Annotated in this window: 24 protein-coding genes and 1 pseudogene; 16 read left to right on the plus strand and 9 right to left on the minus strand. The window is 66.8% G+C overall.

What is annotated here, in order from left to right:
* The first annotated feature begins 88 nt into the window (after positions 1–88).
* Complete coding sequence (gene parC, locus AC3A5N_RS05860; protein WP_487736383.1) at positions 89–2,374, plus strand: DNA topoisomerase IV subunit A; 2,286 nt, start codon at positions 89–91, stop codon at positions 2,372–2,374.
* 91 nt (positions 2,375–2,465) lie between these two features.
* Here the strand turns inward: parC and AC3A5N_RS05865 are convergent, their stop codons facing one another.
* The 6 genes from AC3A5N_RS05865 to AC3A5N_RS05890 all read right to left on the minus strand — a co-directional run bounded on the left by AC3A5N_RS05865 (position 2,466) and on the right by AC3A5N_RS05890 (position 7,441).
* Positions 2,466–3,032: a hypothetical protein gene (locus AC3A5N_RS05865; RefSeq protein WP_487736384.1), complete on the minus strand. Its 567-nt coding sequence runs from the start codon at positions 3,030–3,032 to the stop codon at positions 2,466–2,468.
* 267 nt (positions 3,033–3,299) lie between these two features.
* Positions 3,300–4,478, minus strand: a complete 1,179-nt coding sequence (locus AC3A5N_RS05870; protein WP_487736385.1) for a CCA tRNA nucleotidyltransferase — start codon at positions 4,476–4,478, stop codon at positions 3,300–3,302.
* Positions 4,471–5,076, minus strand: coding sequence for a CoA pyrophosphatase (locus AC3A5N_RS05875; RefSeq protein ID WP_487736386.1), 606 nt, complete (start codon positions 5,074–5,076; stop codon positions 4,471–4,473). The genes AC3A5N_RS05870 and AC3A5N_RS05875 overlap by 8 nt, the downstream gene beginning before the upstream one ends.
* Positions 5,073–5,621, minus strand: a complete 549-nt coding sequence (locus AC3A5N_RS05880; protein WP_487736387.1) for a DUF1285 domain-containing protein — start codon at positions 5,619–5,621, stop codon at positions 5,073–5,075. The genes AC3A5N_RS05875 and AC3A5N_RS05880 overlap by 4 nt, the downstream gene beginning before the upstream one ends.
* A gap of 24 nt (positions 5,622–5,645) precedes the next feature.
* On the minus strand, positions 5,646–6,164 hold the full coding sequence (locus AC3A5N_RS05885; RefSeq protein WP_487736388.1) for a GNAT family N-acetyltransferase: 519 nt from the start codon (positions 6,162–6,164) through the stop codon (positions 5,646–5,648).
* A gap of 77 nt (positions 6,165–6,241) precedes the next feature.
* On the minus strand, positions 6,242–7,441 hold the full coding sequence (locus AC3A5N_RS05890; RefSeq protein ID WP_487736389.1) for a PQQ-dependent sugar dehydrogenase: 1,200 nt from the start codon (positions 7,439–7,441) through the stop codon (positions 6,242–6,244).
* Here AC3A5N_RS05890 and rnhB point away from each other — a divergent pair.
* From rnhB to folP, 3 genes are all read left to right on the plus strand, one after another.
* Positions 7,440–8,063, plus strand: a complete 624-nt coding sequence (gene rnhB, locus AC3A5N_RS05895; protein WP_487736390.1) for a ribonuclease HII — start codon at positions 7,440–7,442, stop codon at positions 8,061–8,063. The two genes, AC3A5N_RS05890 and rnhB, sit on opposite strands and share 2 nt — an antisense overlap.
* Before the next feature lie 249 nt (positions 8,064–8,312).
* A complete protein-coding gene (locus AC3A5N_RS05900; protein WP_487736810.1) occupies positions 8,313–9,410 on the plus strand; it encodes a DNA methyltransferase in 1,098 nt (365 codons plus the stop codon).
* Positions 9,411–9,537: 127 nt separating this feature from the next.
* Positions 9,538–10,650, plus strand: a complete 1,113-nt coding sequence (folP, locus tag AC3A5N_RS05905; RefSeq protein ID WP_487736391.1) for a dihydropteroate synthase — start codon at positions 9,538–9,540, stop codon at positions 10,648–10,650.
* Here the strand turns inward: folP and AC3A5N_RS05910 are convergent.
* Together AC3A5N_RS05910 and AC3A5N_RS05915 are read right to left on the minus strand one after the other, a co-directional pair.
* Positions 10,647–11,408 (minus strand): annotated as a pseudogene (locus tag AC3A5N_RS05910) (SDR family NAD(P)-dependent oxidoreductase). The gene folP and the pseudogene AC3A5N_RS05910 sit on opposite strands and share 4 nt — an antisense overlap.
* Positions 11,409–11,426: 18 nt before the next feature.
* Positions 11,427–12,845, minus strand: a complete 1,419-nt coding sequence (locus tag AC3A5N_RS05915; protein ID WP_487736392.1) for a sigma-54-dependent transcriptional regulator — start codon at positions 12,843–12,845, stop codon at positions 11,427–11,429.
* A gap of 154 nt (positions 12,846–12,999) precedes the next feature.
* Here AC3A5N_RS05915 and AC3A5N_RS05920 point away from each other — a divergent pair, with 154 nt between their 5' ends.
* The 11 genes from AC3A5N_RS05920 to AC3A5N_RS05970 all read left to right on the plus strand — a co-directional run bounded on the left by AC3A5N_RS05920 (position 13,000) and on the right by AC3A5N_RS05970 (position 22,266).
* Entirely contained in the window at positions 13,000–13,125 is a 126-nt protein-coding gene (locus AC3A5N_RS05920) for an aa3-type cytochrome c oxidase subunit IV (protein ID WP_487736393.1), read from the plus strand.
* An 8-nt stretch (positions 13,126–13,133) separates the two neighbouring features.
* On the plus strand, positions 13,134–14,267 hold the full coding sequence (locus tag AC3A5N_RS05925) for an NAD(P) transhydrogenase subunit alpha (RefSeq protein ID WP_487736394.1): 1,134 nt from the start codon (positions 13,134–13,136) through the stop codon (positions 14,265–14,267).
* Between the two features lie 13 nt (positions 14,268–14,280).
* Complete coding sequence (locus tag AC3A5N_RS05930; RefSeq protein WP_487736395.1) at positions 14,281–14,565, plus strand: NAD(P) transhydrogenase subunit alpha part 2; 285 nt, start codon at positions 14,281–14,283, stop codon at positions 14,563–14,565.
* A gap of 1 nt (position 14,566) precedes the next feature.
* Positions 14,567–16,036, plus strand: coding sequence for an NAD(P)(+) transhydrogenase (Re/Si-specific) subunit beta (locus AC3A5N_RS05935; RefSeq protein ID WP_487736396.1), 1,470 nt, complete (start codon positions 14,567–14,569; stop codon positions 16,034–16,036).
* 70 nt (positions 16,037–16,106) lie between these two features.
* Complete coding sequence (locus AC3A5N_RS05940) at positions 16,107–17,315, plus strand: parallel beta-helix domain-containing protein (protein ID WP_487736397.1); 1,209 nt, start codon at positions 16,107–16,109, stop codon at positions 17,313–17,315.
* The gene (locus tag AC3A5N_RS05945) at positions 17,312–18,340 is read left to right on the plus strand and encodes an SO2930 family diheme c-type cytochrome (RefSeq protein WP_487736398.1); all 1,029 of its coding nucleotides are present in this window, start codon (positions 17,312–17,314) and stop codon (positions 18,338–18,340) included. Before AC3A5N_RS05940 ends, AC3A5N_RS05945 begins: the two co-directional genes overlap by 4 nt.
* Positions 18,341–18,584: 244 nt before the next feature.
* Positions 18,585–19,280 (plus strand): aspartate/glutamate racemase family protein, encoded by a 696-nt coding sequence (locus AC3A5N_RS05950; RefSeq protein WP_487736399.1) that lies wholly within the window; start codon positions 18,585–18,587, stop codon positions 19,278–19,280.
* Between the two features lie 70 nt (positions 19,281–19,350).
* Positions 19,351–20,511 (plus strand): deoxyguanosinetriphosphate triphosphohydrolase, encoded by a 1,161-nt coding sequence (locus AC3A5N_RS05955; protein ID WP_487736400.1) that lies wholly within the window; start codon positions 19,351–19,353, stop codon positions 20,509–20,511.
* Positions 20,504–21,199: an NAD(P)H-binding protein gene (locus tag AC3A5N_RS05960; RefSeq protein ID WP_487736401.1), complete on the plus strand. Its 696-nt coding sequence runs from the start codon at positions 20,504–20,506 to the stop codon at positions 21,197–21,199. The genes AC3A5N_RS05955 and AC3A5N_RS05960 overlap by 8 nt, the downstream gene beginning before the upstream one ends.
* 21 nt (positions 21,200–21,220) lie before the next feature.
* A complete protein-coding gene (locus AC3A5N_RS05965; protein ID WP_487736402.1) occupies positions 21,221–21,676 on the plus strand; it encodes an abscisic acid-deficient protein Aba4 family protein in 456 nt (151 codons plus the stop codon).
* Complete coding sequence (locus tag AC3A5N_RS05970; RefSeq protein ID WP_487736811.1) at positions 21,673–22,266, plus strand: DUF938 domain-containing protein; 594 nt, start codon at positions 21,673–21,675, stop codon at positions 22,264–22,266. The genes AC3A5N_RS05965 and AC3A5N_RS05970 overlap by 4 nt, the downstream gene beginning before the upstream one ends.
* A gap of 74 nt (positions 22,267–22,340) precedes the next feature.
* Here the strand turns inward: AC3A5N_RS05970 and AC3A5N_RS05975 are convergent, their stop codons facing one another.
* A complete protein-coding gene (locus AC3A5N_RS05975; RefSeq protein ID WP_203107396.1) occupies positions 22,341–22,469 on the minus strand; it encodes an entericidin A/B family lipoprotein in 129 nt (42 codons plus the stop codon).
* Positions 22,470–22,588: 119 nt separating this feature from the next.
* Here AC3A5N_RS05975 and AC3A5N_RS05980 point away from each other — a divergent pair, with 119 nt between their 5' ends.
* On the plus strand, positions 22,589–22,819 hold the full coding sequence (locus AC3A5N_RS05980) for a hypothetical protein (RefSeq protein ID WP_487736403.1): 231 nt from the start codon (positions 22,589–22,591) through the stop codon (positions 22,817–22,819).
* Positions 22,820–22,823 lie beyond the last annotated feature (4 nt).

Here is a 22,823-nt window from a genome sequence, read left to right on the forward strand (position 1 = left end):
TTTCCGCTTGATGTGCCGTCGCAACGTGTGGGGAAAGCGCCTCGTTCCGCTCTGTTAGCTCGACCGTTGCCCTGCTAGGGCGAGGGGCATGGCGACCCTGCAAGACGAAAAAGATCCCTTCGACGCGATCGTCGACGCGCCGTTCGATTCCGCGCTGGAAGAGCGCTATCTGGTCTATGCGCTCTCGACGATCACGGCGCGTTCACTGCCCGACCTGCGCGACGGGCTGAAGCCGGTTCATCGCCGCCTGTTGTGGGCGATGCGGCAGCTCAAGCTCGACCCGGCCAGCGCGTTCAAGAAATCCGCGCGCGTGGTCGGCGACGTGATCGGCAAGTATCACCCGCACGGCGACGCCAGCGTCTACGACGCGATGGTGCGGCTCGCGCAGGATTTCGCGCTGCGGTATCCGCTGGTCGAGGGGCAGGGGAACTTCGGCAATATCGACGGCGATAATGCCGCGGCCTACCGCTACACCGAAGCGCGCATGACCAAGACCGCGCTGCGCCTGATGGAAGGGCTCGACGAGGGAACGGTCGATTTCATCCCCACCTACAACGGCGAGGAGCAGGAGCCGGAGGTCTTCCCGGGCCTGTTCCCCAACCTGCTTGCCAACGGCGCCAGCGGCATCGCGGTGGGCATGGCGACCAACATTCCGAGCCACAACGTCGCCGAGGTTGTCGATGCGACGCTGGAGCTGATCGACAACCCCCATGTCGAGCACGCGCGGCTGATGGAGCTGTTCCAGGGGCCGGACTTCGCGACCGGGGGCTTGATCGTCGACAGTCCCGAGATGATCTCCCAGGCCTATGAAACCGGCCGCGGCAGCTTCCGCGTCCGTGCGCGCTTCCATGCCGCGGAGGCCGAGAAGATGGAGGATCGCGAGGCGGGGATAGAGCGCCTCGGCGGCGGCCAGTGGCAGCTCGTCGTCAGCGAAATCCCCTATCAGGTGCAGAAGGGCAAGCTGATCGAGCAGATCGCCCAGCTCATCGCCGACAAGAAGCTGCCGATCCTAGAGGACATTCGCGACGAGAGCGACGAGAAGATCCGCCTCGTGCTCGTGCCGCGCAGCCGCAACGTCGATCCGGAACTGCTCAAGGAATCGCTCTACAAGCTGAGTGACCTCGAGACGCGCTTCGGGCTCAACATGAACGTGCTCGACGCGCACCGCACCCCGATGGTCATGGGCCTGAAGGAACTGCTGACGCACTGGGTCGCGAGCCAGATCGACGTCCTCCAGCGCCGCAGCCGCCACCGGCTCGAGCAGATCGCGCGACGGCTGGAGCTGGTCGAAGGCTACATCATCGCCTTCCTCAACCTCGACCGGGTGATCGAGATCATCCGCACCGAGGACGAGCCCAAGCCGGTGATGATGGCGGAGTTCAGCCTCACCGACCGTCAGGCCGAGGCGATCCTCAACATGCGGCTGCGCAGCTTGCGCAAGCTCGAGGAGATGCAGCTGCGGCAGGAGAAGGACGCGCTGCTGAAGGAGCAGGACGAGCTCAACAAGCTGCTCGACAGCCCGGCACGGCAACGCACGCGGCTGAAGCGGGACTTGGGCGCGCTGCGCAAGGAATATGGCGAGGACACCGCGCTCGGCCGCCGCCGGACGACCGTGGCCGAGGCGGCGCCCGCGGTCGAATTCAGCATGGACGCGATGATCGAGAAGGAGCCGGTGACGGTGATCCTCTCGCAGAAAGGCTGGATCCGCGGCGCGAAAGGCCACGTCGATCTCGCGGGCGACTTCAAGTTCAAGGAGGGCGACGGTCCGGCCTTCGCCCTCCATGCGCAGACCACCGACAAGCTGCTGGTCGTGGCCGACGACGGGCGCATCTACACGCTCGGCGCCGACAAGCTGCCGGGCGCGCGGGGCTTCGGCGAACCGATCCGGAACATGCTGGACATCGATCCCGAAGCGCAGGTCATTGCATTGATGGTCCACAAGCCCAAGGGGCAGCTCCTTCTGGCCGCTACCACGGGCAAGGGCTTTGCGGCTGTCACCGATGAAATCCTGGCCGAAACGCGCAAGGGGCGCCAGGTGGTGAACCTGAAGGGCGATGCCAAGCTGCGCGTAGTCCGCGAGATTGCCGAGCCGCACGATCACGTTGCCGTGGTCGGCGACAACCGCAAACTTGTGGTCTTCAACCTGGAGGAACTGCCGATGCTGGCGCGCGGGCAGGGCGTGACGCTGCAGCGCTACCGCGACGGCGGCCTCAGCGATGCGATCACGTTCACGCTCGCGGACGGCCTGAGCTGGACGATGGGCGGGGAGACGGGGCGCACCCGGACCGAGACCGAGATCTGGCAGTGGAAGGTCGCGCGCGGCGCGGCGGGCCGCTTGCCGCCGCAGGGCTTCCCGAAGGACAATCGTTTCTAGATCTGGTCTGCCGCGCTCCGGCGATCAAAGAAAAGGGGCCGGGCGCGGACATTCCGCACCCGGCCCCTTCCTTGCAACCTGAAGATGAAGCTTATTCGGTAGCGCCAGCCGTCGTGTCGGCCTGTGCGCCGCCGGCCGCCGGGCTCTGTCCGGTCGCACCCTGGGCAGCAATCGCCTGGTCGAGCTGCGCGTCGGTGAACAGCACCATGAGCTGGCCGCTCTGGTTGACCGCGAAGTGCTCGCGCAGAAGGTTCAGGTCGCCCTGGCCGCCGCTAACGATCACGGTGTTGCCCGCGACGCTCTTCACGATGCCGAGCGGCTGGTTGTCCGCTGTGACGACGGTAGCGGTTTCGATCAGCGCGGCGTCACGCTTGGCGTTGGCCGCGGCGAGCTGTTCGTCCAGCATCCCGTCGAGCTGCGCCTTGGTGACGGTGATGGTCGGGCCCTTGTCGCCCTGACCGAAGGCGTTGGAGGGCAGCGGCGCCTTGTGCTTGCCGGTATCCACGGTCACGACGCCATCGGCGACGCTCTCGATCGTGCCAACCGAATTGCCCTCGGGGCCGTAGACGGTTGCGCCGACGGTGACGCCCTGAGCATGTGCAGCCGTCGCGATCCCGGCGGCGGCGATGGCGGCAATGGCCATTTTCGAGAACTTCATAATTCCACTCCGTAATTATTTCATGTCAAACGCAAAGCTGTACGACGCGAGACCCGCACGAGTATCAGCCAGTTTGGATCACGGGTGCGCCCTTCGAAGGTCTGGAATGTCCTTCGGCGCCTAGCGCCCCGCTGCAAGAGCAGGAACCCGCATGCCCGGACGAACCGGGCGGGAGGCCCACCGCGAGCGAGGCACGCGATGGCATGTCCTGCCTATCGGCGATGAACACGGTGTACCATTTCCACATTAAACCCGGATGAAGCAACCTCAGATGCCTCCGAGTACCTCATCCAGGATACGGTTCACCCGGTCGCGCCCGGGGAAGCCTTCGTCGATCCAGCGGGATTCGACCTGCCGCAACGTGCGGGCGACTTCAGGCCCGGCGGCAACCCCGCGACTCACGATCTCGCCGCCCTTGAGCGGAAGCTCCGGCACCTGCCAGCCGATCAGCGGCGAAACGTCGGCGCCCGCGAGCAGCAGGCGATCGATCGCGCTGTCCAGGCCCTCGCGGTAGGCCAGCGCGTGCGGTTGCAGCGCATCGCCCGCCTGGCGTGCGGCGGCGCGAGTGACCCGCTCGCGCAGCGCCCTCGACAGGCGCAGGCGCGCGGCGACGGTTTCGGCCACTGCGGGCAGCGCGGGCAGGAGCGCCGCGAGGCGGCGGATCGGGTTGGGCGCAATGTTTGCCGCCCGCTCGTTCGCGACGAGGCGGCGGAGCGCCTCGATCCCCTTGGCGCCCGCCTCCGGCAGAACCACTGGCAATACTCCAAGCGCGAGCATCCGTGCGGCCGTGTCGACAGGATCGGGAAGGCCGAGCAGATTGAGCAGTTCGCCGGCGATCCGCTCTCGCGAGAGGCCCTTGAGCGTCGCGGCAAGCTCCGCACAGGCTTTTTCCGCCGCGCCATCGAGTTCGGCGCCGAAGCGCGCCTGAAAGCGGAAATAGCGCAGGATGCGTAGGTGGTCCTCGCGGATGCGCTGGCGCGCATCGCCGATAAACCGCACACGCTGCGCCGCGAGATCGGCTAGCCCGCCGAACCAATCGAAGATCTCGAGCGTGTCGGGCTCGGCGTAGAGCGCGTTGATCGTGAAATCGCGCCGGGCGGCATCCTCGCGCCAGTTTTGCGCGAAGGCGACCGTTGCGCGGCGGCCGTCGGTCGAGACATCGCGGCGGAGCGTGGTGATCTCGACAGGCCCCCCGGGCAGGACCGCCGTGACGGTGCCGTGGTCGATCCCCGTCGGGACCGTCCTGATCCCGGCCGATCGCAGCCGATCGATCACGGTCGCCGGTTCGAGCGGGGTGGCAGCGTCGATATCGCGCACTTCATGCCCGAGCAGCGTGTCGCGCACCGCGCCGCCGACCCAGCGCACGTTGTCCGCGCCCAGCGCCGCGACGAGTGCGGCAAGGTCGGCGCGCTGCGTCCATTCGGCAGGGGGCAGGCGCTCAGCCATCGAACAGCGCCTTGTATTCGAGCCGGCGGGCGAGGTTGGCGATGATCGCCGCGGTCACCCCCCAGATACGGAACCCCTCGTAGTGATACTCGAGGTAGCGCCGGGTCGCCCCGCGCCAGAAGACCTCGTGCTCGGTCCAGTTTTCTCGGTCGAGCAGCAGGTCGAGCGGCGCCTCGAACCATGCCTCGACCTCGCCGGGGTTGGCGACCAGCGGTAGGTCGGGCGGCACGACGCCAAGCACTGGCGTGACATCGAAGCCGGTGCCTGTCTGGTAGCGGTCGGTCGTGCCGATCACGCGCACATGGTCCGGGCGCATGGAGAGCTCCTCCTCGGCCTCGCGCAAGGCGGCTTCGACCGCGGTTTCTCCCGGATCGATCTTCCCGCCCGGAAAAGCGACCTGACCGGGGTGATCGCGCATGCCGTGCGGCCGCTGTGTCAGGATCACGCCGGGGGAGGGGCGGTCGGTCACCGCGATCAGCACTGCTGCGTCCGCAGTGCGACTGGCGTCGGCAAAGCGCTCGTCGGTTAGCAGGTCGGGAATGTCCGCGCGGTGCCCCTGCTCGAACAGGGCTTCGAGGCGGTCGAAAAGCGAGCTCATCGCGGCAGAAGGGGGAAGGTTTCGCCCCCGCTCGCAACCGTGCGCCCGTCGCCTTCGGACAGCGCGATCTCGGCGAGTTGCTGCCACGTGCTGCGGTTCAGCCGCGCCTCGCATCCGCGCCGCACGGCGAGATAGATCGCGGGCGTTTCGATCTCCCCGCCGGCACGCAGCGGATTGTCCGCGCCGGCAACGATCAGTTCGTCGGTGTTGAGGCGGAAGGCGAGATCGCCGTCGCGCCGAACCACGTCGGTTGCGATGAAGGCCGCGTCTTCGACCTCGATCGAAAGCTTCTCGAACGGGGTGACGAGCCAGTGCTGTCCATCGTCATCGCGCGTCAGCAGCCCGGAAAAGGCGCGCACCATTGCCTGACGGGTGATGGGACCGCCGTCGTGATACCAGGTGCCGTCGGCCGCGATGCGCATGCGGCTGTCGCCCGTGCTCTCCGGACGCCATTCCTCGACCGGCGGCAGCTCGCGCGCTGCGACCTGCTCGGCGATTTCGTCGAGCGTCAGTCCGGCAAGTTCGGGAGGGGGTTGATATGGCATCGGCTGTCCGATGCCACGGCGCGCTCAATTCGCCAAGGTTTCCGGCCACGGACCCAGCATCCCCTTTGCCGGCAGAACCGCCGGATTGTCGCACCGGACCAGCAGGCGCTCGGAATCAAAGGGACCGGGGCAGTGCCACCCGCCAGTTGGCGCTGCGGTGAAGCCGAAGAAGCGGCCGTAGTATTCCGGATCGCCAATCATCACCTGCGGCAGGGCGCCGGGCTCCAGCGCGCCGAGCGCGGCAAGCATCAGCGCCTTGCCGAAGCCTTCGTTCTGCCGCTCGGGCACGACCGCGACCGGGCCGACCATGATCATCGGATGGGCGCGGCCCTCCGGGTCGGTAAGCGCCGCCGGCCAGAGCTGGATCGTGCCGACCAGGTAACCGTCGTCGTCGATCGCCGCAAAGCTGAGCGCGGGGAGCCAGTCCATGCCTTCGCGGATGCGGTATGCGGTGCGCGCATGACGATCCGGCCCGAAGGCACGGTCGAGCAGCGCCTCGATCAGCGCGGGGTCGACATTGGCAAGGGGGACGATGGTCGCCATAGGCGCGCGCCGTTAGGGGCGGCGCGCGCCGCTGTCGATCAAATTCGCCTTCGCGCGGCCGGGGCGCAGCTTAGCACTCAGCTCGGCGTGAGTTTGACGAGACGCCCGCCTTCACCGTCCTCGAGGATCCACAAGGCGCCGTCCGCTCCTTCCAGGATCTCGCGCACGCGCTTCTCGAACGGGTAGCGAACCACCTCGGTGGCCTTGTCCCCCTCGATCGCGACGCGCACGATCGCCGTCGGCTTCATGGCGCCGATGATCGCCTGCCCCTGCCACTCCGGCCAGAGCTTGCCCGAGTAGAACACGAAATCACCCGGCGCGATGACCGGATCCCAGCTGAGCGCCGGCGCGTGGAATTCCGGGCGGGTGCTGTGGTCGGGGATCGGGTCGCCGTTATAGTGAACGCCATCGGACACGACTGGCCAGCCGTAGTTTTCGCCTTGTACGACGAGGTTGAGCTCATCCCCGCCCGCCGGACCGTGCTCAAGGTCCCATAGCCGCCCTTGCGCGTCGAACCGCAGGCCGAGAATGTTGCGGTGGCCGTATGACCAGATCTGGTCCGACGGGCTGCCGCGATCCGCGAAAGGGTTGCCGGGTGCTGGCTTGCCGTCGAGCGTGAGCCGCAGGACGCTGCCGAGGTTGTTCGAAAGGTCCTGCGCCGGCTCCATCTTCTGCCGGTCGCCCGAGGCGAGGAACAGATGTTGCCCGTCGGGCGAGAAGGCGATGCGGTGCGAATAGTGGCCGCGGCCGGTGACTTTCGGCTGCTGGCGCCAGATCACTGAAAGACCCTCCACGGTGCAAGCATCCGCCTGTTCGCAGACGAGCGTGCCCCTGCCGAGCGCGGCGCCGCGCGTGTCCCCTTCGCCTGCCTCGGCCCAGGTGAGATAGATCGTCCTGCGGTCGAGCGCGTCGGAGCTTTCGGACGGCAGGAACGCCACGTCCCCGAGGCCGCCCTGGCCGCCATAATCAACCTCGGGCATGCCGGTGACCGTGCCGGTCCGGCCGGTCGCGGTATCGACGAACTTCATCGTCCCGCTCTTTTCGGTGATGAACAGCACGCTGGTGCCCGGTGCGAACTCCGCGGCCCAGGGTTCATCGAAGGCGCCGAGGGACACGGCCTTGAAATCTTCCGAGGGCGTCACCGTTACTTCTTCGCCAACCTCGGTGGTGGCGGAGGCTTCAGGCGGCGCGCTATCCCCGGCGGGTTCGGCGCTGCAGCTTGCGGAGAGCAGCGCGCACGGCGATAGAAGCGCGGCAAGAATCGCAGATTTCGTCATGTTCAGTGGAACTCCCCATCACACGTTCGGGCTCGATCCCCTCGTCGTCGGCGTCGACGAGGCGGGGCGTGGGCCCTTGGCAGGGCCGGTTGTGGCGGCTGCCGTGGCGCTGTGCAAGCCGCGACCGACAGGCCTCGACGATTCGAAGAAGCTCTGCGCCAACTCGCGTGGCCGGCTCGACCTCACGATCCGCCGCCGCTGCGCCTGGGGCGTCGGCGTGGTCCAGGTGGAGGAGATCGACCGGCTCAATATCTTCGGGGCGACGATGCTGGCGATGACGCTGGCCGTAGCGCGGCTTGCCGAAGTACTCGCGCGCGATCCCGACGAAGTGCTGGTCGATGGAAATCTTACGCCGCATGGCCGCCGGCCCGAATGGCGCTGGGCGGCGCGGCCGATCGTGGGCGGCGACGCGAAGGAGCCGGCGATCTCGGCTGCGTCGATTGTCGCCAAGGAATGGCGCGACCGCATGATGATCGAAGCGGCGCGCGAGCACCCGCATTACGGATGGGAGCGCAACAAGGGCTACGGCACGCCCGACCATGTCGAGGCGCTGCGCAACCATGGCCCGACCCCGCTCCATCGCCGCAGCTTCGCTCCCGTGGCGCAGATGGAACTATTCTAACCTCCCGTTCCGGGCAGGATTGAGTCCTTCGGGCAACACGCGCAGCATGTCGAGTCCGCCTGAACGGCGTAGACTCAACATCTTGTGGCGGACTCTTTTCGTTCCTCCGCAGGTTACCGGACGTTAACCATGCCAGGTGCAAATTCCTCGCTTGACGCGGAGTCCGCTTGGACTCACCCTGTGGATAACTACGGAAACGGGGGATTTGCATTGAGCGTTCTGGAAATCACGAAGACGCGCGCGCTGCGCATGGCCGAGACGGTCGAGACGCCGCGCGCGCTGCCGCTGGGGCAGATACTCGGCGGCGACTGCGTGGAGGCCATGCGCTCGCTGCCCGATGCCAGCGTGGATCTCGTCTTCGCCGATCCGCCTTACAATCTCCAGCTGGGCGGCGACCTCAACCGGCCCGACGGCAGCCATGTGGACGCGGTGACCGACGAGTGGGACCGGTTCGACAGCTTCAAGACCTATGACGATTTCACCCGCGCCTGGCTGACCGAGGCCAAGCGCGTGCTCAAGCCTGACGGCGCGCTGTGGGTGATCGGCAGCTATCATAACATCTTCCGCGTCGGTGCGATCCTGCAGGATCTCGGCTTCTGGATTCTCAACGACGTCGTCTGGCGCAAGGCGAACCCGATGCCCAACTTCAAGGGCACGCGCTTCACCAACGCGCACGAGACGCTGATCTGGGCCAGCCAGGGCGAGAAGGCGAAGTACCACTTCAACTACCGCGCGATGAAGACGCTCAACGACGAGCTGCAGATGCGCAGCGACTGGGTCCTGCCGATCTGCGGCGGGCAGGAACGGCTCAAGGAAGGCGGCCACAAGGTCCATCCGACCCAGAAGCCCGAGGCGCTGCTCTACCGCGTGCTGCTGGCCACGACCGAGCGTGGCGATGTCGTGCTCGACCCGTTCTTCGGCACCGGCACCACCGGTGCCGTCGCCAAGCGCCTGGGCCGCCAATGGATCGGCTGCGAGCGCGAGGGGCTCTATCGCGAAGCCGCGCTCAAACGGATCGAGAAGGAACTGCCCCTCGACGAAAGCGCGCTCCAGACCATGCAGAGCCGCAAGAGTGCGCCCAAGGTCGCCTTCGGGGCGCTGGTCGAGAATGGCATGATTCAGCCCGGCACGGAGATCTTCGACAAGAAGCGCCGCTGGGCCGCCACTGTGCGGGCCGACGGCTCGCTCGCCTATGGCAAGCAGATCGGCTCGATCCACGGACTCGGCAAGGAACTGCAAGGCGCGCCGAGCTGCAACGGCTGGACTTTCTGGCACTACGAGACCGGCGGCGATGTCAAGCCGATCGACGCGGCGCGGCAGCTCTATCTGCTGGCGACGGAGGACTGATCCTCTCCTGCGAGACCTCGGCGGATGCTGGAACCGCTGCCGGCGGAGTCGTACGTCACTGCACCCAATCCCAGCTTCCGCTGGGGTGACGGATTGATTTTCTCGCGGAGACACGCAGGGGACCCAAATGCCCGACCAGATCTATCTCCGCCCGATCGGCCTCGCCGCCAGCCCGCAGAGCGAGGAGGGGGATTGCATCCGCCTCGCCGGCGGCATGGTCTATGCGCATCGCTTCGCAGCGATCCTGCGGCGTGATGGTGAAGTGGTGGAGCGCTGGTGCTTCACGCCTGCCACGGTCGGCGAAACTCTTGCCCGCTTGCCCGACGCGCTTGGCGCGGAGGCGGAGGCGCAATGGGCGAACTTGCGCATGGCGCATCCGCCGATCGAGATGGGTGCGCGGACCGTGCGGCTCGACCAGCCGCAGATCATGGGCATCCTCAACCTCACGCCCGACAGCTTCTCCGATGGCGGGAAATTCCTCGACGATCCGGAAGAGGGCCGCGCGCACGCCGCCGCCATGCTCGAGGCTGGCGGCGCGATCGTCGACATCGGCGGCGAGAGCACCCGGCCTGGAGCAGCCGCAGTGTGGGAGGGCGATGAACTCCAGCGCGTCCTCCCCGCTATCGAATACTGTGCCGCGATGGGCGCCGCGATCAGTGTCGACACGCGCCGCCCTGCGGTGATGGACGCCGCGCTCCACGCCGGCGCGCATATGATCAACGACGTCTCCGCGCTGCGCCACGATCCCCGCAGCCTGGAGCTGGTCGCCGCGCGCGACTGCCCGGTGGTGCTGATGCACGCACCCGGGGAGGGCGACGATCTCCACGCAGATGCCGATTACGGATGCGTCTTGCTCGACGTGTTCGACTGGCTGCGGGAGCGGCGCGATACGGCCCTCGGCGCGGGCGTGGCGCGCGAAAGGATCGTGCTCGATCCCGGCATCGGTTTCGGAAAGAGCGTGAGCGAGAACCTCGCGCTCATCAACGGGCTGCCGCTGTTCCACGCGCTCGGCCAGCCGTTGCTGCTCGGCGCCAGTCGCAAGCGGATGATCGGAGCGCTCAGCAACGAAGTGCCAGCGCACGCGCGCCTGGGCGGCAGCCTCGCGCTCGCGATCGCCGGGATGAACGCGGGCGTCCAGCTCCTGCGCGTCCACGACGTGTTCGAGACGGTCCAGGCGCGCAACGTCTGGCGCGGCCTGCGCGACGCGGCATTGACCGACTTTTCCGATCTTCCCGCCTAGAGCGAATATCCGCCGTCGCTGACCAGCACCGCGCCGGTGATCGTCGCCGCGGCGTCCGAGAGCAGGAAGCCGGCTTGCGCGGCGATCTCCTCCGCGCTTGCATAGCGGCCGAGCGGTGTCGCCATTTCAGCCATCGCCTTCAGCGCCGCGCCGCGATCGCCTCCGTGCCGGGCGACGAGATCCCGGAAGAACGGCGTCTGATCCCAGATCGGTGTGTCGACGCCGCCCGGAGCGATCGCGTTGACCCGGAGGCCGCGCGGTGCGCCTTCCTTCGCGGCCACTTTGGCGAGCTGGATCAACGCCGCCTTCGAAGCGCCGTAGGCGGCCGTGCCGGGCTCCGCCTTCAAACCGCTGACCGAGGCGGTGACAACCACGCTGCCGGCGCCGGGGATCGCCCGCATGGCCGCCTGGAGCGACAGAAAGGCGCCATCGAGGTTGACCGCCATCACGCGCCGCCACTCGGCGAAGTCGCAGTCTGTAATCGGCGCACCCGCGGAAATTCCCGCGTTGATCACCGCATGATCGAGTGGCACCATGTCCGCCATCCGCACCCACAGCGAAGGATCGGCCACGTCGCCCGTTACGCGTTCGCAAGGACACGCGAGTTCCAGCGCTTAGAGAGCTTCGGCGTCGCGATCGACGAGGACGAGGTGCGCGACGCGGTGATCGCTCAGCCAACGCGCCACTGCTGCCCCGATACCCGAAGCTGCCCCGGTGACGAGTGCCCTGCGCCCGGCGAAAACAAACTGGTCGGCCATGGCCCGCGGTTAGGGCGCCTAGGCCGCGTTGTCGATGCCGAGTTCACCGAGCTTGCGGTAGAGCGTTGAGCGGCCGATACCGAGACGGCGGGCGACTTCCGTCATCCGGCCGCGGTAGTGGCCGATGGCGAGGCGGATCACGTCGGCCTCGATCTCTTCGAGCGGACGCAGGTTGCCGTCGTCGGTGTAGAGCAGCACGCCGGCGCCTTCCTGCGATGCGCTTGCGCTGTGGCCGAAGTCGCCGACGAGTTCGAGCAGTTGCGGGAAGCTCTCGATCGTGAGCGTCTCACCCTCGCAATAAACGGCGGCGCGGAACAGCACCGACTGAAGCTGGCGCACGTTGCCGGGCCAGTCGAAGGCCGCGAGGAGTTGCAGCGCACTTTCGGTGATCGAATGATGCCGGAGGCCCGGCTGCTCCCCGATCCGCGCCAGGAAATGGCGAGTGAGCGCGGGTATGTCCCCCTGCCGTTCGCGCAGGGGCGGGAGCACGATCGTCGTGGGCGCGATTGCGGCCAGCAGCCGTTCGTCGAAATGGCCCCCCTGGACGAATTCCGCGAGCGGCAGGTTGCTCGCGGTGAGCAGACGCACGTCGACGCGGAATCCGTGCCGCGCCCCTGTGGGGCGGACGATCCCTTGCTCCAGGCAGTCGGCAAGCCGGGACTGCACCGATCGGTCGAGCCGATCGATCTCGTCGAGGAACAGCGTGCCCCCGTCGCAATGCTGCAGCGCGCCGATCTGCCGGTCGAACGCGCCGGGGAAGGCGCCTTGTTCATGGCCGAACAGCATCGATTCGATCGAGCTCGACGGCACGCCGCCCACGTTGATGATCCGGAAGGGCGCCTTCGCGCGGGGCGATGCGGCGTACATCGCGCGCACCAGCATCTCCTTGCCCGTGCCCGTCTCGCCCTCGATCAGAACCGGGCCGTGTCCGCGCGCCGCCTTGGCCGCGCGAGCAAGCGCGGTACGGAACGAGGGTGATGTGCCGATCATCGCATCGAAATCGAGCGAGGCCGGCATCTTCTCGGTCAGCGGCTGGAGCTCGTCCTTCGGCGCCTCGCGCTTCGTCGCGCTGCGCAGCGCCTGCATCAGCCGGTCGGGAGCGACGGGCTTGATGAGATAATCGGTCGCGCCGGCGCGCATCGCCTCGACCGCCAGGAGCGGGGATGCGCTGGTGGTCAGCATCAGGATCGGCAGAGCCGGGCGGCGGCTCTTCAGTTCCTCGATCAGCGCGCAGGCGTCATCGCCGGGCACCCATTGATCGAGGATGATCGCCGAAAGCTGCATGCCTTCGCGCGTGCCGAGGGTCGCGATGGCGGTCTCCGAATCCTTGACCACGAGCGTCCGCCAGCCCTCGCGGGCGGCGAGCGCGGCGATCAGCCGGCTCTGCGCCGGTTCATCGTCGATCAGCATCAAAAGACGTGATTCGTTTTCGGCCATCGTCCCCAAACCGTCCCGCTGCGGTACAGGCATTCGATTTAAGGGGCGGGGGTAAAGGTCCGATTAAGGCTGTTGACGCCCGTCGGAGGCTTGATGCGGGGAACCGCTCGCGATAGAGCTTCGCGCAACTTGTCTTATGGGGAAATGAATACAGATGGCTTCGGGTAACGACATGAAGGCGGCGAACGCGACTTACGCAGGCTTCATCGGCCTCTTGAAGTGGTCCGTCCCGACAATCGCGATCGCGACGTTGATCATCGTCATACTGATCTCAAGCTGACCGCTATCTTGCGGATCGCCGTCCTCAAGGAACGCGCGCCGGGCGAGACCCGGACCGCGGCCACGCCCGAAACGGTGAAGAAGTTCGTCGCGCTTGGTGCGGCGATGGCGATTGAGGAGGGTGCCGGCGAATCCGCCTCGATTTCCGATACCGCCTACCGCGAGGCTGGCGCCGAGCTCGGGTCCGCCGCCGATGTGGTGAAAGGTGCCGACATCGTTCTCGGCATCCAGGCGCCCGACGCAGCTCTGCTCCAGGGCGCGAAACCGGGGGCGTGGGTCGCCGCACTGTTCGAACCGTTCGGCAATCGGGAGCGCGTCGACGCCTATGCCGCCGCCGGGTTCGAAGCGCTGGCGATGGAATTCATGCCGCGGATCACCCGCGCGCAGAGCATGGATGTGCTCTCCAGCCAGTCCAACCTCGCCGGCTACAAGGCGGTGATCGCCGCCGCGGACGTCTATGGCCGCGCGTTCCCGATGATGATGACCGCCGCGGGCACGATTCAGGCAGCCAAGGTCTTCGTCATGGGTGTCGGCGTCGCTGGTTTGCAGGCAATTGCGACCGCTCGCCGCCTCGGCGCGCAGGTTTCGGCAACGGACGTGCGTTCGGCGACGAAGGAGCAGATCCAGTCGCTCGGTGCCAAGCCGGTGTTCGTCGAAACCGTCGCCGGCATCGAGGGCGAGGGCAGCGGCGGCTATGCCACCGAGATGTCGGAGGAGTACCAGAAGGCGCAGGCCGAGCTGGTTTCCGGCCATATCGCCAAGCAGGACATCGTCATCACCACCGCGCTGATCCCCGGCCGCGCCGCGCCACGTCTGATCTCCGACGCGCAGATCGCGACGATGAAGCCGGGCAGCGTGATTTTCGATCTCGCCGTGGCCCAAGGCGACGGGACTGGCGGCAACGTCGAAGGATCGGTGGCGGACGAGGTCGTGGAGAAGCACGGCGTGAAGATCGTCGGCTATTCCAACACCGCCGCGCACCTCGCGGCCGACGCCAGCGCGCTCTTCGCCCGTAACCACTACAACTTCCTGTCCGCCTTCTGGGACAAGGAACAGGGGCGGCCCGTGCTCGACGAGGAAATCGGCAACGCGGTGCGGCTGACACGCGGCGGTGAAGTGGTGAACGAGAGACTGAAGGGGTGAGGGCGACAATCTGATGGACTTCATATCGATTTTGTCGATCTTCGTTCTCGCCTGCTTCGTCGGGTATTACGTCGTCTGGTCCGTCACCCCCGCTCTGCACACGCCGCTGATGGCGGTGACCAATGCGATTTCCAGCGTGATTATCGTCGGCGCCCTGATCGCGGCGGCGGCGGCCGAAGTGCCCGGGGCGAAGTGGCTCGGCCTAGCCGGGGTCGTGCTTGCCAGCGTCAACATCTTCGGCGGCTTCGCGGTGACCGAGCGCATGCTCGCGATGTACAAGAAGAAGGAGCGCAAGTGAGATGACGCTCCCGCCGGACGCAGTTTCCGACCTCTCGATCGCCGCCGATGCGGCGCATGCCGTGAACCCGTGGGTCGCGCTCGCCTATCTCGCCAGCGGGGTTCTCTTCATTCTCGCCCTGCGCGGACTGTCGAGCCCGTCGACCAGCCAGCGCGGCAATCGCTTCGGCATGGCAGGCATGCTGATCGCGGTGGTGACGACTCTCGTCACGCACGAGATCGCGGGGCTGCCGGAGATCCTCGCCGCGATCGCGATTGGTGGCGCGATCGGTTTCGTCATTGCGCGCCGCATCGCCATGACGGCGATGCCGCAGCTCGTCGCTGCGTTCCACTCGCTGGTCGGATTGGCCGCGGTGCTCGTGGCGGCGGCCGCGTTCCTCAACCCCGGATCGTTCGACATCCTCGGGCTTGACGGAAATATCCTAGCAGTAAGCCGCGTGGAAATGGCCCTTGGCGCCGCGATCGGCGCGATCACGTTCTCCGGTTCGGTGATCGCCTTCGCCAAGCTCAACGGCAACATGAGCGGCGCGCCGATCCTGCTCCCGGCCCGGCACGCGATCAATCTCGGCACGTTGATCGCGATCGTCGGCATGACGGCGGCCTACGCGCTCGCGCCGGATGCCGGACCCGGTGAGGGATGGCTGTTCTGGGCGATCGTGGTGGCGGCCTTCGTGATCGGCTTCCTGCTGATTATCCCGATCGGCGGGGCGGACATGCCGGTCGTTGTCTCGATGCTCAATTCCTACTCGGGCTGGGCGGCTGCGGCGATGGGTTTCACGCTGCATAACACCGCGATGATCGTCACCGGCGCACTGGTCGGCAGCTCGGGCGCGATCCTCAGCTACATCATGTGTCGCGCGATGAACCGCAGCTTCATCTCGGTGATCGCGGGCGGCTTCGGCGCTGATGCGGCCGCGGCGGGCGGCGAGCCAAAGGAACAGCGCCCCTACAAGCAGGGCAGCGCTGCCGATGCCGCCTTCATGCTGGAGCAGGCGGAGAAGGTCATTATCATCCCCGGCTACGGCATGGCGGTGGCCCAGGCGCAGCACGCGCTGCGCGAGATGGCCGACATGCTCAAGGAGAAGGGCGTGGAGGTGAAATACGCCATTCACCCCGTCGCCGGCCGCATGCCCGGGCACATGAACGTGCTGCTTGCCGAGGCGAACGTTCCCTACGACGAAGTGTTCGAGCTGGAGGACATCAACTCGGAGTTCGCGACCGCCGACGTCGCCTTCGTCATCGGCGCGAACGACGTTGTCAATCCCGCGGCCAAGACCGACAAGTCCAGCCCGATCTACGGCATGCCGGTGTTCGACGTGGACAAGGCCAAGCAGGTCTTCTTCATCAAGCGCTCGATGGGCGGCGTGGGCTATGCGGGCGTCGACAACGACGTGTTCTACATGGATCAGACCATGATGCTGCTCGCCGACGCGAAGAAGATGGTCGAAGAGATCGTCAAGGCGCTGGACTGAGCCTCTCCTCCACGGACTGCTTGCAATCCTCCCGCTGCGCGGCAGAATAGGTTGCAGGGGAGAGACTCACATGATCAGACTGTCGATTGCCGCGCTGGCGCTCGCCACGGCCGCGCCCGTTCTTGCCGAAACCATCGCGGTTGACCGGGGGGAGGGCGCGCAGGAGCGCTTGCAGGAAGCGCTGATTCTCGCCCAGCCGGGCGATGAAATCGTCCTCGGCGCGGGCCGCTTCCAGCTGACCGACGGGCTCTCGCTCGACGCCGACAACGTGACCGTGCGCGGTGCGGGCATGGAGGCGACCGTGCTCGACTTCACGGATCAGCAGGGGTCGGGAGAGGGGCTGCTCGTGACCTCGGATGGCGTGACGCTGCGTGATTTCGCAGTCGAGAATCCCAAGGGCGACGGGATCAAGTCCAAGGGCGCCGACAACATCGTCTATCACGCGATCCGCGTCACCTGGACCGGAGGGCCGAAGCCGACGAACGGCGCCTACGGCATCTACCCCGTCGAGAGCACCAATATCCTGATCGACGGCACCGAAGTTTCAGGTGCGTCCGACGCGGGGATCTACGTCGGCCAGTCGAGCAAGATCACCGTGCGCAATTCGGTCGCGACCGACAACGTCGCGGGGATCGAGATCGAGAACAGCCGCGACGCGATCGTTGAGCGCAACTTCGTCAGCCGCAACACCGGCGGCATCCTGGTTTTCGACCTGCCGAACCTGCCCGTGATGGGCGGGGGCAATGTGATCGTGCGCGACAACCTCGTCGCCGCGAACACAACGCCCAACTTCGCGCCAGAGGGTAATATCGTGGCCACCGTGCCGCGCGGCACCGGCGTGATGGTCATGGCGAACGAGAACGTCTGGGTCGGGCAGAACCTGCTTTACGACAATCCCACGGCGCCCGTCATGGTCATCGCCTATCCGCTCCCGTTCGAGGACCCGAACTACAATCCCTATCCGCGCGAGGTCACGATCGCGTGGAATGCCGTCGATGCAGGCGGCACCGACCCGCAGCTCGAAGGTGCGGAGCAGTTGACGGCGGCGTTCGGGGGCGCGCTGCCACCCGTCATGTGGGATGGCCTGACCGACGGCGGTGCCGAGTACACGCCGCTCAGGGTCCATTCCGATCTCAAAGGCTGGTCGCTCAACCTGAGCGAACAGGGTAAGGGTATGGCGGGCGCGCAACCGGGGCCGCTCGAAGCCGGCCGGCCGGGGCAACCGATCTCGACGGAAGGCTGGGGCGCCAGTGCGGAGCTGGAGGCGCGGCTCAAGTGAAACGGGCGGTGATCCTGCTGGGAGCCGGGGTCCTGGCCCTGACCGGCAGCATCGCTGCGCATTCCGGACAACGCGCTGCTGCGGCTGGACCCGTCGCCGTCAACGACGCGGTCGTGATGGAGGGGCTGCCGCGGGCGCTCGCCGAGTTCGGGTTCTTCGCCGATGCGCCGGCTCAAGTGCCCGCCGCGCGCGTGATCCCTTACCGCCTCAACACCCCGCTCTATTCGGACGGGGCTGAGAAGCTTCGGTTCATCTACCTGCCTGCAGGCGTCAGCGCCTCGGCCGACGGAGAGGGTCTACTGGAGATCCCGGTGGGGGCGGCGCTGATCAAGACCTTCGCGTTCGGCGAAGGCGGCGCGCGCCGGCTGATCGAGACGCGCGTGCTGTTGCATCGCGCCGACGGCTGGCTGGCATTGCCCTATCTCTGGAACGAGGAGCAGACCGAGGCGCGGCTGGCGGTCGCCGGCGCGCGGGTCGATCTCGTCACACCGCTCGGAGAGGCGATCAGCTACCGCGTGCCGAACAAGAATCAGTGCAAGGAGTGTCATGGCCTAGCGGGCGAGGTGATCCCGATCGGCCCCAAGGCACGCAACCTGTCGCACGAATGGCTGGGCGAGATGGCTGCGCAGGGCATGCTCGATCGTGTGCCCGAAGGGGCCGACGTCTTGCCGCTATGGGAGGCCCGTGGCGACGCGAGCGCGACCGATGCGGCGCGCGCCTATCTGGACGTCAATTGCGCCCATTGCCACCGACCATTCGCGACCGCGTCGAATTCCGGTCTCGACCTGCGCTGGGAGCAGCACGATCCGGCGGCTACCGGCATCATGAAGCGGCCAGTAGCTGCGGGCCGCGGTTCAGGCGGCCTGCTGTTCGACGTGGTTCCGGGCAAGCCCGAGGAATCGATCCTCGCCCACCGCATGGCAAGTGCAGAGCCCGGTGTCGCCATGCCCGAACTCGGGAAGGCAACCGTTGACCCCGAGGGGGTCGAGGCGGTGGAGCGCTGGATCTCCAGTCTGGAGCCATAGCGAGCGCCTGGGAATCGCCCGCCGCGTACAAGCCGCCACGCCCGCTCACATCGCCCGTCATCCCAGCCAAAGCTGGGATCGCGCGCAATCATGGCTCGGCGGCATCGATACCGGCCTTCACTGGATGAAGAAGGTCTTCGGGTGACGGAGACAAGCGTTGACCGGTGCACGCGGCCTGTGGACGGCTGACGCCGGACTTCGCTAAGGCCGCGCGGACGAATTACATTTCAGGAAGGATTGACGTTTGCGAAAATTGGGGCTGATCGGCGGTATGAGCTGGGTTTCGACCCGCATCTACTACGACTGGATCAACCGCTTGGTGCAGCGCCGCGCAGAGCCCATGGCAAGCGCACCGCTGATAATCGACAGCCTAGATTTCAGACGGCTCTATGGCCTGCACGAGCCGGAGGACTGGCAGCGGGCAGCGCAGGTTCTTGCGGATTCGGCGCGCCAGCTCGAAGGGGCGGGGGCTACCGCGCTCGTGATCGCGGCCAACTCGATGCACAAAGTCTACGACGAAGTGGCAGCGCAAGTCGCGATTCCCGTCATTCATATTGCGGAGTGCGTAGGCAAGCGGATGAAGGATGATGGCGTCGCGAACGCCGCGCTGTTCGGCACACGCAACGTGATGACCGAGAACTTCTATCGCCAGCGGCTCGTCGCCCACGGGATCGATCTGCTGCCGCCCGATATAGATAACGTCGAGCAACTCGACCGCATCATCTATGACGAACTGATGCTGGGTAAGGCGACCCGCGACGCACAGCGCGCACTCAAGACCATGATTACCCGCAAGGAGCAGGACGGGGCCGAGGCGATCGTGCTCGCCTGCACCGAGCTCGAGATGGTCGTGGATGTAGATGCCAACGTGCTGCCGATATTCGATTCTGCACGCATTCACTGCGAGGCTGCGGTCGACTGGATCATGGGGGAGAACTGATCGAACGCGCATCGGCGTTGCCCGATTGTTCCCGTTGCCGCCCGTGCCTGGCTGACCTAGGCGGCGCGGCATGACCCGCGCGCCCTTCGCTGCCGATCCTGCCGCCTCGCGCGGCCGCGAATTTCCTGAGGATCGAGCCGGCGCGCGCGGGCCACGCAGCGAGTTCCAGCGCGACCGCGACCGGATTATCCATTCGATCGCCTTCCGCCGTCTGCGCTCGAAGACGCAGGTCTTCATCGCGCCCGATGGCGATCACTATCGTACGCGGCTGACCCACAGCCTCGAAGTGGCGCAGATCGGGCGGGTGATCGCGCGCGCCTTGGGGCTCGACGAAGACCTGACCGAGGCGCTGTGCCTGGCGCACGACATTGGACACCCGCCCTTCGGCCACGCTGGAGAGGACGCGCTCCGCCAGGCGATGGAGGGCGAGGGCGGGTTCGACCACAATGCGCAGGCCCTGCGGGTGCTGATGCGCCTCGAAAGCCCCTACTGCGAGCATGATGGCCTGAACCTCACCTGGGAGCTGTTGGAGGGGCTGGCGAAGCACAACGGCCCCGTTGCGGAGCCGGGCTGGGCGCTGACGGAACTGGATGCTGCATTCCCGCTCGATCTCGGCCGCTATCCCTCGCTCGAGGCGCAGGTCGCCGCGGTGGCGGACGACATTGCCTACGATAATCATGACATCGACGACGGGCTTCGGGCGGGTTTTCTCGCGCTCGACGATCTGCTTTCGCTCGATTTCGTCGCAGACCAGTGGCGCGAGGTCGAAAAGCGCTTCCCCAATGCCCCGCGAGAGCGCCAGTTGCGCGAACTGGTGAGGGTGCAGATCGGCCTGATGGTGAACGACGTTATCGCGCAGACGCAGCGCACCACGCATGGCGTGGCGACGATCGATGACGTGCGCGCGGCCGGGCGCGCTCTCGCCACCTTCTCGCCCGCGATGGAAGCTCAGGAGCGGCGGCTGAAGCGCTTCATGTACCACCGGCTCTATTTCCACCCGGAGCAGCTCGCGACGGCCGAGCGAGCGCGGGAGGTTGTGGCGCGGCTCTATGCCGCCTACGCCGCCGATCCGGCAGCGCTGCCCGCCGCCTGGCGTGCTTCCTTGCCGGCGGAGCAACCGGCGCGGGCGAGGCACATCGGCGATTTCATCGCCGGCATGACGGACCGTTTCGCAATCGATCAATACGCGCGGATATTCGGCCGCCGGCCCGAAGGTCTGAGCAATGTCTGAGCTGCTGCGCATCGCACTGGTCGGATCGACTGGCCTGATCGGCGAGACGGTTATCGGCCTCTCGATCGGCCGCGAGGACTACCGCCTCGTAGGGCTTGCGCGGCGCGAGGTTGCGCTGCCGCAAGGCGTGCGGATGGAGATGTTCGTCGCCGATCCGGCGCACTGGGGCGAGGTGTTCGAAGCTGTGCGACCCAAGGCACTGATCTGCGCCCTGGGCACGACCTGGCGCAAGGCGGGGGAGGACGAGACTGCCTTTCGCGCGGTCGATTACGACCTCGTGCTGGAGACGGCGCGTGCAGCGAAGGGGCACGGGATCGAGCGAATGGTCGCAGTCAGCTCCGCCGGTGCTTCGCTCGCATCCAAGGCGTTTTACCTGCGCGTGAAGGCGGAGATGGAGCGCGATCTCGCCAAAGTGGGGTTCAAACGTCTCGACATTCTGCGCCCCGGTCTGCTGCGAGGTCCCCGGAGTGAGGACCGCCGCCCGGGCGAACGGCTCGGGATCGCCATGAGTCCGCTGACCGACTTCTTCCTCCGCGGCGGAATGCGGCGGTTCCGCTCGATCCCGGTGCGGACGGTCGCAGAGGCAGCGCTGGGATTGACGATGCGCAAAGCGGCCGGGCGGTTCATTCACGACAATGACGGTATTCGCCGGGCCGCGCGCGAGTTCCCGCAGCCCGTCGAAGCCTGATTGGCAAAAGGAGCGCGCGCGATGTGGCCGGCGATCTTCGGTGCGACCAATCTCATTGCGCTCGCCGCATGGGCGGTTCTGCTCCTCCTGCCGCGCCGCCCGCTTGCTATGGCGAGCGTGCTCTATCTCGGTGTTGCTCTGCTGTGCCTGGTTTACACGGTTCTGCTCGTGCTGCTGATCGCAGGTGTGGCCGATCCGCTGCATGATGCGGGGGCCGCCGCGTCTGCCGATCTCTCGCTTGCGGGCATCAAGGCGCTGTTCCGCTCTGACGGGGCGATCGTGCTTGGCTGGACGCACTACTTGGCATTCGACCTGTTCGTTGGCCTGTGGATCGCGCGCGATGCCGATGCGAAGGGATTTTCACGGGTGGCACAGGCACCCGTGCTTCTCGCGACCTTTCTCGTGGGGCCGCTGGGGCTTCTGATCTGGCTCGCCATTCGGGAACGCCGTGCGCGTGCCTCGGGCAGATGGGAATGAAGCGCCACGCTCCAGCCACGGCGCGCAATAGCGAGCCGATTGCGGCCGTGCTAAAAGGCGAGTTGCCGGCGCGCGGGATCGTGCTCGAGATCGCCAGTGGTTCGGGCGAGCATGCCGTATTCTTCGCGCGCCGATTTCCGCATCTGTCGTGGCAACCGAGTGACCGTGAACTCGGCGCACTCGCCTCGATCGCGGCCTGGCGGGAGGAGGAGGGCATCAGAAACCTACTGCCGCCCATGGAACTCGACGCGTCCTCCGCGCCCTGGCCGGTTGTGCAGGCGGATGCGCTCGTGTGCATCAACATGATCCACATCAGCCCCTGGGCGGCCACCGAAGGGCTGTTTGCAGGCGCGGCAACGATCCTGCCGCCGGGTGCGCCGTTGATCGTCTATGGCCCGTTCGTGGAGGCCAAAGTCGAAACGGCAGAATCGAACCGCGCATTCGACGCAAGCCTTCGCGCCCGCGACGCCGCGTGGGGTTTGCGGGACCGGGCGGCGGTCGACGCGGTGGCGCGGGACGCCGGCTTCATACGATCGGCGCGGCACGCGATGCCGGCGAACAACCTCACTCTGGTCTACCGTCGCACCTAGCATGTAAATACGCCCGCCGGATCGCTCCGACGGGCGCATGGGGACCAGGGTCGGGCCCGTTTAGTCGGGAGGGATCAGATTGCCTCGTCGCCGGCCTCACCGACGGATTCGATGTCTTCACCGACGCCCTTGACCGTGTTGCAGGCCGTTGCGGCGAGCGAAAACGCGGCGATCCCCGCGGCCAGTAGAATCTTGCGGACCATGACGTGGTACTCCTTCAGTGCTCACTGCGAGCAGATGGAGGAAAAACGCGATGCTGGGGCCGCGGTTCCGGCCACCCGCCGCTTGCCGAGCATCGGAGCACCGCCCATATCGCGCCGCGATGAGCATCGGGCACTTTCTGACGTTCGCCAGTGAGGCGGAAATTATCGCCCTCTGGGGGCTCGGCTTCATCGGCATCGCACTTGTCGCGACGCTTGCAGAAATTCGGCGCAACCGGCGCCGGCGGATAGACGGCGTGGGCTGGGTTCCGTGGCGCCCCATCTTCCTGACCTCCGCGATCATCGGCGGCGGTTTGATGCTGCTGGCGATGAAGGGACTGCTCGCCGGCTAACGCG

The sequence above is a fragment of the Pelagerythrobacter sp. Soil_C_18 genome, assembly GCF_057657235.1.